At 58.1% G+C, this 9,854-nt stretch carries 8 protein-coding genes and 1 CRISPR repeat array; of the genes, 2 read left to right on the top strand and 6 right to left on the bottom strand.

Features of this window, described 5'->3' with window-relative positions:
• Positions 1 to 42: 42 nt before the first annotated feature.
• Positions 43 to 1,685: direct repeats of the CRISPR family, unit length 34 nt; unit sequence GTCGCCTTCCCTCGCGGAAGGCGTGGATTGAAAC.
• A 9-nt stretch (positions 1,686 to 1,694) separates the two neighbouring features.
• Positions 1,695 to 2,864: an ArsA family ATPase gene (locus Q0650_RS15225; RefSeq protein WP_298820463.1), complete on the bottom strand. Its 1,170-nt coding sequence runs from the start codon at positions 2,862 to 2,864 to the stop codon at positions 1,695 to 1,697.
• Between Q0650_RS15225 and Q0650_RS15220 the strand changes: the two genes are divergently transcribed.
• Positions 2,857 to 3,126: a hypothetical protein gene (locus Q0650_RS15220; protein WP_298820460.1), complete on the top strand. Its 270-nt coding sequence runs from the start codon at positions 2,857 to 2,859 to the stop codon at positions 3,124 to 3,126. The two genes, Q0650_RS15225 and Q0650_RS15220, sit on opposite strands and share 8 nt — an antisense overlap.
• Positions 3,127 to 3,136: 10 nt before the next feature.
• Here Q0650_RS15220 and Q0650_RS15215 read toward each other — a convergent pair whose 3' ends face one another.
• The 5 genes from Q0650_RS15215 to Q0650_RS15195 form a co-directional block, all read right to left on the bottom strand.
• On the bottom strand, positions 3,137 to 3,523 hold the full coding sequence (locus Q0650_RS15215; protein ID WP_298820456.1) for a zinc ribbon domain-containing protein: 387 nt from the start codon (positions 3,521 to 3,523) through the stop codon (positions 3,137 to 3,139).
• 31 nt (positions 3,524 to 3,554) lie between these two features.
• Positions 3,555 to 4,859: a pyrimidine-nucleoside phosphorylase gene (locus tag Q0650_RS15210; RefSeq protein ID WP_298820454.1), complete on the bottom strand. Its 1,305-nt coding sequence runs from the start codon at positions 4,857 to 4,859 to the stop codon at positions 3,555 to 3,557.
• A 34-nt stretch (positions 4,860 to 4,893) separates the two neighbouring features.
• A complete protein-coding gene (locus Q0650_RS15205) occupies positions 4,894 to 6,525 on the bottom strand; it encodes an NAD(P)H-hydrate dehydratase (protein ID WP_298820452.1) in 1,632 nt (543 codons plus the stop codon).
• 72 nt (positions 6,526 to 6,597) lie between these two features.
• A complete protein-coding gene (gene acpS, locus Q0650_RS15200; protein ID WP_298820465.1) occupies positions 6,598 to 7,047 on the bottom strand; it encodes a holo-ACP synthase in 450 nt (149 codons plus the stop codon).
• Positions 7,048 to 7,057: 10 nt separating this feature from the next.
• Positions 7,058 to 8,470 carry a hypothetical protein gene (locus Q0650_RS15195; RefSeq protein WP_298820449.1) on the bottom strand — a complete coding sequence of 471 codons (1,413 nt, stop codon included), beginning with the start codon at positions 8,468 to 8,470 and terminating at the stop codon, positions 7,058 to 7,060.
• 181 nt (positions 8,471 to 8,651) lie between these two features.
• Between Q0650_RS15195 and lexA the strand changes: the two genes are divergently transcribed.
• Positions 8,652 to 9,302, top strand: coding sequence for a transcriptional repressor LexA (lexA, locus tag Q0650_RS15190; RefSeq protein ID WP_298820447.1), 651 nt, complete (start codon positions 8,652 to 8,654; stop codon positions 9,300 to 9,302).
• The last annotated feature ends 552 nt before the right edge of the window (positions 9,303 to 9,854 follow it).

Here is a 9,854-nt window from a genome sequence, read left to right as displayed (position 1 = left end):
TTGAAACACAGCAACGCATCGTATCTAACCGAAAGGAGTCACGTCGCCTTCCCTCGCGGAAGGCGTGGATTGAAACAAGGTAACAGGACAGCAACCTGGGTGTCTGGTGATGTCGCCTTCCCTCGCGGAAGGCGTGGATTGAAACAGGCATTGCTGTCTCCTCCCCGAGCACATTATCGGGTCGCCTTCCCTCGCGGAAGGCGTGGATTGAAACGCGCATCAACGCTTGATAGGGGCATTTGCGATGGGTCGCCTTCCCTCGCGGAAGGCGTGGATTGAAACCGGGTGTCTACCCTAGTAGAGGAGGATGATGTATGTCGCCTTCCCTCGCGGAAGGCGTGGATTGAAACTTCGTACCTGGTGTCCCCATCATACATCCGTATGTCGCCTTCCCTCGCGGAAGGCGTGGATTGAAACCTGGGCACATTATCGGACTACAGATTGAGACCTCGTCGCCTTCCCTCGCGGAAGGCGTGGATTGAAACCGCACATCAGCGCTTAATAGGAGCATTTGGTCGCCTTCCCTCGCGGAAGGCGTGGATTGAAACTTATCAATCCGCCATCCGTGTTCGTCGTTGACGGTCGCCTTCCCTCGCGGAAGGCGTGGATTGAAACGGTAACGTAAGTAATGTATCGTACACAGATCGCGTCGCCTTCCCTCGCGGAAGGCGTGGATTGAAACCTCACCAGTTGCCGACTGGTGTCCTAGAGATTGAGGGTCGCCTTCCCTCGCGGAAGGCGTGGATTGAAACGGGCCATTATCCGAATAATCAGGACTGGGTAAAGTCGCCTTCCCTCGCGGAAGGCGTGGATTGAAACGGGCTATTATTCGGATCATTAGAACGGGCTAGCTGTCGCCTTCCCTCGCGGAAGGCGTGGATTGAAACTTCGATGGGTAGGCGGTAAGCAGAAACTAGTTCGGTCGCCTTCCCTCGCGGAAGGCGTGGATTGAAACTGCATTGCATCATGCACACGATGCACTGCATCGGTCGCCTTCCCTCGCGGAAGGCGTGGATTGAAACTTTCTGCCCCTGGCGCGTACTGGATCACGATGGTCGCCTTCCCTCGCGGAAGGCGTGGATTGAAACTGCCAATCGTTACTACCTGAAATAACCACTCGATGTCGCCTTCCCTCGCGGAAGGCGTGGATTGAAACTGCATTGCATCATGCACACGATGCACTGCATCGGTCGCCTTCCCTCGCGGAAGGCGTGGATTGAAACTTTCTGCCCCTGGCGCGTACTGGATCACGATGGTCGCCTTCCCTCGCGGAAGGCGTGGATTGAAACTGCCAATCGTTACTACCTGAAATAACCACTCGATGTCGCCTTCCCTCGCGGAAGGCGTGGATTGAAACGCCACCAATCCAACCCATGCAGAGATATACGAGTCGCCTTCCCTCGCGGAAGGCGTGGATTGAAACGCGCTCTTGAGCGCTCTCTGACCGTGCGGGAGCGTCGCCTTCCCTCGCGGAAGGCGTGGATTGAAACGCCACCCCTGCCTCCGCGCAGGGGTGGTACTGTCGCCTTCCCTCGCGGAAGGCGTGGATTGAAACGCCACCCCTGCCTCCGCGCAGGGGTGGTACTGTCGCCTTCCCTCGCGGAAGGCGTGGATTGACACTGTAGGGGGGTTGAAACCCGCCCCTACGGTGGTCGCCTTTCCGCGCTTAAGGCGTGGTTTGAAACACCCCAACGCTATGCCGCGTCGCGTCGGAAGATCACGCGCAACGACGAGTCTTCAAAGAAGGCATCTTGCGCGCGCAGGCGAGCTAACGATTGCGGCAGAACGATCCGATGACGGTGCCAGCCAACCGAAATTAACAGTTCATCGTCGCTCTGCGCCAGGTGTACCTGATCTTCAGAAGCAAATGGGAGTGGCACGATCAGGTCGTAGCCATATGCCTTCTTCTCAACCCGTTGGGTAGGGCCTTGATAGAGGAAGGCTGCAGGGTCTTGGGCGCCGAAGAGGTGATCGGCCAGTTGCGAGAGCAGTTCAACCCCCACAATTTCTTGCGAAAAGTGGGGCGCGCGCAAGAGTGGTAGTGGCTCGAACATCTCTTCTACCATCGGCGCGTATTGCTGTTGCATGGCTCGCCACTGACCAAAGTGGGCATCAACTTCTGGCGGTAGTATCCGGTTGATGACAATGGCATCGACGGCGTAGCCGAAGAGACTCAGGTAGGTGAGCGAACGCTGCGCTTCGCGGATGACCATCTTTTCCAGATTCATCACGATGCGCGCAGTGCAGATTTGCTGGTTGGTCAGTAACTGCCGCACGTCGATCAGGGCATCAATGGCCTGCTGGGCCGAGGCTAGTACCTCGTCGTCGGCAATCGGCATGTCGGTTACGCGCTTTGCGACCGGACGTACCACCCGCAAGAGCGCGCGCGCAATCGGGAAGAGGCGCGCAATCCACCACCGCATGACATCAGGGAGTGAGAGGAGCCGCAAGGTTTCACCGGTAGGCGCAGCATCGACGACGATGACATCGTATTTGCCTTCGTCGTAGTGGCGTTTGATCTGGAGCAGGCTGAATAGTTCTTCGGTGCCGGGAATTACCGACAATTCGCCTTGCGCGATGGTCTCTACGCCTTGCCACGCCAGAAGATCGGCAAGATAGCGCGATACAATTCCCCAGCTCGACTCCAGTTCGTGCAGAGCGTTGATCTCCTGCGCCCATAAGTTGGGCGCAACCTGTAACGGTTCGGCGCGTAGCTCGACGCCGAGCGAGTCGCCCAATGAGTGGGCTGCATCCGTCGAGAGTACAATCGTGCGGTAACCCAGTTGGGCGCAGCGGAGGGCGCTGGCCGCTGCTACACTGGTTTTGCCTACGCCGCCCTTGCCGGTGTAGAAGAGAATGCGCATACTCGTCTCGATCCAGGCCTTCAGCCGTCTCAATCCAGGCTTGCAACGCGCGAAGGCAGCTTTTCTTTATAATAACGTTGTTTTGTCTTTTATGCAAACCCGCCGTTACCGCAAGAGCTGCCGCGTTGTGGTGGTCGGCGCCAATGTGAGCAATTCGACATACTTGCTCACGTTTTCAGTCAGTATTGAGACCGCCGTGATGTTGTCCGCTACTGTTTCGCAGGGCAACTGCTCATTGCCTGCACTCGCTCTCGCCTGCTAACGCAGCGGCTTTATGCCCATCCAAGATCGTCGGGTTTGGCACTGCTGCTCTCGCTCTCTTCGCCCTCTTTTTTGCCACTTAGCTCTTCCTCGAGCATTTGATCGACCATCTCATCCCAATCTTCCCCAGCGTCTTCCCCCAGTTCCTTGCCGAGTCGTTTGGCCCAGCGCGCAATTGAGCGCGGATCGCTCTCGTCTAAGCCCATAAAGTTTGATGGGTCAGCCAGTGATTCGATCCGATCGTCTTCTGATTTGAGGGTGGCAAAGCGTGAGATGGCGCGCCGCACTTCTGTGTTTCCGCAGCGAGGACATGCCAGGCCAGGTGGATCGCTGAATCCGCGCACCAGTTTCTGAAATTGACCGTTGCACGATGGACAGATGTATTCGTAGATCGGCATAATGTCACCCTTGTTATCAGGCGTCCACACGTTAGCGAATGATCTCTTCTACCAGCGGTAGGGGCGCCGGTGGTGTCTCACTCATAGTATAGGCGTTGCGTAGCCGTTCGGCAACCATCTCGACATCGCTTTGACGGGCGGCATGGATGGTTAGCAGTGGATCGCCGGCTGCCACTTTCGCGCCAACCTTGGCCCGCAACACTAACCCAACCGAGTGGTCAATCGCATCATCTTTGCGGGCGCGACCACCACCGAGCGCGTTGACCGCTAACCCGAGCGCTTGACCGTCAATAGCGGCGATAAAACCGTCTTCGGTTGCAGGCAGATCGACCTGCACTGGCGCAGTCGGCAATCGATCGAGATCTTCAATCGCCTCCGGATCACCGCTCTGGTAAACGACCATCGCTCGAAACTTTTCCCAGGCAGCGCCACTGCGTAGCGCAGTTTCAAGCAAGGCTCGCGCATCGTCACTGCGCTCGCGCAGGCCGGCCAGACGCACCAGTTCGCTGCCCAGGATCAGGCATAATTCGACCAGATCGGATGGGCCTGAGCCGCGCAGGGCAGCTACCGCTTCGCGCACTTCGAGCGCGTTGCCAACCGCAAACCCTAGCGGCTGTTGCATGCTGCTGAGCACGGCGGCCACCTTGCGCCCGGCATGTCGCCCGATCGCTACCATCTTCTGCGCCAGTTGACGCGCATCGTCTAACGTGTGCATAAATGCGCCGCGTCCGTATTTTACGTCGAGCACGATGCAATCAGCGCCGGCTGCCAGCTTTTTGCTCATGACGCTCGCCGCAATGAGGGGGATCGATTCGACGGTGGCAGTGACATCGCGTAAGGCGTAGAGTTTTTTGTCAGCCGGCGCCAGATCACCACTTTGGGCTGCGACCACAAGCCCAACCTCTTGAACGGCGCGGCGGAATTGCTCTACGCTTAACGCAGTGCGAAAACCAGGAATGCTTTCCAGTTTGTCAATTGTGCCGCCGCTAAAACCTAGCCCGCGTCCACTCATTTTCGCTACCGGTAGGCCAACCGCAGCAACCAGTGGCGCTAATACGAGTGTGGTTTTGTCGCCAACCCCGCCGGTGGAATGTTTATCCACAGTCAACGGAGCGACATCGTGTAAATCGAGCATGTCGCCGCTGCGCGCCATCGCCAGAGTCAGATCAGCCGTTTCCCGATCATCCATGCCACGCCAGACGATAGCCATCGCCAGCGCCGCCATCTGGTAGTCCGGAATCTCGCCGGCTGCATAGCCTTTGACGACCCATTCAATTTCAGCCGTTGTCAACGCTCGACCGTCACGTTTGGCGGCGATAATTTCTACCATGCGCATCGCATCGCATCCTTTCCAGTCCTTGGACAGCAGCTCATCCTGCGCGCAGTTCGCGGATTGCCTGAGGCAATAACGGTAGCAGGTCACCAGCGATAACGCCGGCATCACCCAACGTTGCGCGCGCCTGAGCGCCGGCAGCGCCATGCAGGTAGACACCCAGAGCAGCGGCAGCGAATGGCGCACATCCTTGCGCCAGCAGGCCGGCAATGACCCCGGCTAGAACATCGCCCGAACCGGCAGTGGCCAGAGCCGGATTGGCGCCGTCGTGGATCAATGTTCGACCGTCTGGGCCGGCAACAATTGTTGTCGCTCCTTTCAATACGACCGTTTGCCGCCAGCGCTGGGCTGCTTCAGCCGCAACTGCGACAATATCGGACGGCAGCTCGTTTATGTTAAGCAATCGCCGCATCTCGCCGGGATGTGGCGTTAAGACGCAGCGTTCGGGAGGCAAGCGCTCGAACCAGCCATTCGCGCTCGCCAGGAGATTGAGTCCATCGGCATCGATAACAGTTGGCGGCAATTCTACCGTTTTCTGCGGTATCTGCGCAATCGTTTCCCCCACTGCGACAAAACCGACGCGAGCGCGACTACGCATCTGATCCAGCCCGAACAGGCGCAGCACAAGCTGGCGCGTCGCCTCGGCCTGGCCCAATCCCGGCCCGATCAGCAATGCCTGATAGCGAGGCAAATCATCGGCCAGCTCGTCGATTGCCGCTGGCCCGATCGCTCCCCAATCGCCTTCGGCAACCGGAAGCAGGGTCACTTCCGGCGGTAACGTTGCCAGCGCCAGCACGTTCCGCCCGGTGGCCAGTGTCACCAACCCGGCGCCCGACCGTTGCGCGCCGGCACAGGCCAGCACTGCGGCGCCGGGATAGTTGATTGAGCCGGCCAGCACCAGCACTTTGCCAAATACTCCTTTGTGGGCATCAGCCGGACGCGCCGGCAGCAGCGACCGGGCATAGGTTGCTGTCAACAATTCACTCATCGTTAGTGCTCCATCTAGCGCGCTTAAGCCAATGGGCGCAACCAGGATCGCGCCGGCGTACCCTCGACCAGGCCAGAGTAGCAAACCGCGTTTGCGCAAACCGGTCGCTACTGTCACATCGGCCCGAATGGCAACCGTGGAAACCTCTCCATTGTCGGCAGAAACGCCACTGGGAAGGTCGATGGCCAGCACGCGCAGATCAGCGCGGCGCGATCGGACTTCGTTAACTTGCGTGATAATTGCTGCCAGATCATCAGCCGGCGGACGAGCGCCTGTGCCGAGCAAGCCATCGATAACCAGCGTAGCTTGGGCAAGTGCCTCTCCCAACAGCGCGCCATCTGGATCATCAGCCGCCTGCAATTCGCGGATTCCGCGCTCCCGACACGCCAGCAGATTGTCATCAACGACGGTTCGACGCCAGCAGTAGAGGGTTACCTGCGCGCCGGCATCGGCCAGGTGGCGAGCGGCGACCAGACCGTCGCCACCGTTATTACCGGGACCAACCAGCACCAGCACCGCGCGTCCGGTCAGAGGGGCAAACTGTTGCAACGCGACCCTGGACACGCCGGCCCCGGCCTGTTCCATCAACATTGCCCAACCGGTTCCGGCGGCTACCGCAGCCTCTTCCGCCGCTCGCATTTGCGCTGCAGTGACCACAAATGGGAGAGTAGTGGATTCCATCGAACACTCCGCTATGGCTCTGCGCGATATTATGGACAACACGGGCTTATAGTCTGCGCGACCATAACCGGCTCAACCAGACTGCGTATCGGGGCATTCCTCCACCTTCGGCGCCCCCCAGGCTACAACACTGGCCAACGCCAGCTCATTCGTATGTGATAGACTTACCGCCATGGCCTGAATACCCAACGCTGAGGCGGTCTGCTCGGCTACCCCAGCCAATCGCAATTGCGGGCGACCGACAGGATCACGCACCACTTCAATCTCGCGCAGACCGGCGCGCGGGCGATCGGTGACGGCCAGCGCCCCCAGGCCACGCAAGCCGATACCGAGCGCTTTGGCGCAAGCTTCCTTGGCAGCCCAGCGCGCAGCCAGCGCCTCGTAACGCACAACGTCTGTTGTCAGACCGCAATCAGTCTGCTCAGCAGCCGTGTAGACGCGGTCGAGAAATCGCCGACCATAGCGGATCACCGCCTGCCGAACTCGCGCTACTTCGATCACATCGACACCGTGGTAAAGGATCATGGCCCGTTTATTGCATTCCGATTAACGAAACTTCGGCAACTTTCGCATCGTAATCGTGCCCATTGGCATAAATCTCGACGCTGCGAATATAACGATAATCAGGCAACCAGCGTTCATCTCGCAGATCGACCCGGAACTGCGTCCACGTCGCCGGCTCAATCCGTAGATAAAAAATGCCATCGGCGCGCACGCGCAAATCATTGTCACTGGCGGCGGTATAGATACACACAACCCGCTCTTCATCGGGATCAACCGGACTGCTACGCCGCGCTACAATCCGGATCATAACCGGACACTCAGTCCCACGATCGCCGGCTGCCAGCAGCGACTGATAATCAACCCGGACCCAGAGTGAAAAGATCAGCGAGCGAAACTCAGAAACATCCACCCCGGCACCTTGCGCGCCTAACGACTGCCGAATACTGGTCACAAAGCCGTTTACCTGCCCGCCTGTGCGATAAAACCAGGCCGCAGTGCGCCAGTCTTCCGGCGGACACGTCAGCATCGTATTGGTTGGACGACAAATCAGCGCCAGGCGGAAAAAGCCCCGTTCGGGCAACGGTAGACTTGGCGTTCCCGACACCTGCCAGGTTGTGGCGCGTGGCAGGGTTGGATCGTCGGCGCGAGTAGTGTTGTTATACTCAGCTTCGGAGAAGAGCGAGAAACCGCCGTCGCGGATCAACTCCCAACGCGCCGGCACCGACAGACCTGGCAATCCGGCAGGATCCACTTCAATCCGTTGACCGGCAACCAGTCGCGCTGGCTGACCTGCCACACCGGTCACTATGGCGCTACCGGAGCGCGCGGCAATATCGGCAATCAATGCGGGGCGACCATCGATCCGGGTTACTCGCCGCTCGGGCGGATACAAACCGATACTGTAGCTACCACCGGGCATCAACTCAACCCGCGCGTCACCCACCAGCACGGTAAAACGCACCGAATCGAATGGCTGATCGTCACGCAAATCGTAGCGCACATAACCGCCCGTCTGCTCGAGCGTGATTTGCAACGCGCCGCTATACCAGCGTGTCGCGCGCAACTCACTCAAACGCAATTCAGCTCCCGCCCACAGATCAAGCTGGCTGCCCTCAAACAAACGCAACGACGCCACCTGACCATAACCGGCATTTGGTAACGCCCGCACCACATCGCCTTCACCTAGCTCCTGCTGATCGCGAGCGCCCTGAAAGATCGTCCGACCAGCCGGTTGCCAGACGATACTCTCATCGACACTGCGCACGATCAGAGTTGCCTTCTGCGAGTCCGTCGATGAGAGATACCACTGGCGCACTGTGAGCGCGACACCGGTCACCAGCGCTAAAAACAATCCGAAGAAGACAATTAACGTCAGCCACGCAAGCCGTAAAGTGCGGCGTTGAGCGGCCAGGCGATCATTTGGCATAGTTGTCGTGTTCATATGTTCCAATTATACTCGAAGCGACCGGCTTGCCGTGCAGACTCGCCAGTTTGCGCCCAAAACTTGAACAAACGTACTTGACAAAACAAGTGTTCGGAAGCTATAATTGCTACATAAGTTCTAGTTTTTTTGCCGCCGTCCATGCTTGTTGAGGCTGCGGCCTATTGAAAGGATGGCAACTATGCCACGACGAGAGATGTCTGATCGACAAGAGAAAATGTATCAATACATTGTAAGCTTCATCAAAGAGCGGGGTATTTCCCCCTCTATCCGTGACATTCAGCGCGATTTAGACATCTCATCTACCTCAGTGGTCTCGTACAATCTCGAAGTCCTCGAAAAACTCGGCAAGATTGTTCGCAATGATAAAATCTCCCGCGGCATTAGCATTCCCGACCTTTCCCCAGCGCTCTTGAGCCAGAATTTTGGGCGCGTACCGCTCCTTGGCACAATTACTGCCGGTTCTCCCCTACCCGATCCCGAAGAGGTCAATCTCGATCAGGCTGAGCAGGTCACAGTACCGGCTAACATCGTGCCACCCAACCGCTTGAACGGCGTCTATGCGCTGCGGGTGCGCGGACAGTCGATGATCGATGCCCTGATTGATGATGGCGATTATGTCTTGTTGCGGTTCCAGGAGACGGCTGAGAATGGACAGATGGTTGCCGCGCGGTTGATCGACGAAAATGCGGTCACGCTTAAGAAATTCTACCGCGAAAATGGTCGCATCCGCCTCCAACCGGCCAACGCTACGATGCAACCAATCTATACCTCGCCTGAAAATGTGCAGATTCAGGGACGTGTGATCGGTGTGTTACGGAGTCTGTTGTAGAGACAGAACAGGATGGGTAGGGGGCATTATCGCTCCCTGCTCTTTTCTACGGACATGAGAAATAAGCTCTGGATGATTTCATAACCAGAACGCGCACTGCGCCTGAAAAGGCTGGCGTGTTCCGCTCCTGGGATCGCCAGCGCCCTTGTGCAGCTCGGGGCGATTGTCGTTCATTCCCGATAATGTTTCTTCAAATGTGTAACCCACTCAATATTGTTTATGGGCGCAGTATTCAAGCACGCGCAATTTCTGGCGTGCCAGGTCACCTTTCTGCTTTTGGTCGTGAGATGAAACCCTGCAATGGATAGCTGTGCAGTCGTTCGGCAGCCTGAACGCACCACCATCGGGGCCGCCAGGAAGTTCACGCTCGCAGCGTAGCCCACTCACCGCTCGGCCAGCATTTGCGCACCCCGCCAGACCAAGGGGACAACTTGCGTTGCCGCTCGACGTGCTTTGACGAGACGGATCATGCCCTGTGCCCTCGACCAACATCTGAACGTCCCGCCAGAGTACTAGGACCTGCGTGCTCTCACACTATGGCATCGGCTCAAC

The sequence above is a fragment of the uncultured Chloroflexus sp. genome (assembly GCF_937129525.1).
Lineage (GTDB): Bacteria > Chloroflexota > Chloroflexia > Chloroflexales > Chloroflexaceae > Chloroflexus.
The sequence above is the reverse complement of the archived record's forward strand: the minus strand, read 5'-3'. Positions and strand labels throughout refer to the sequence as shown.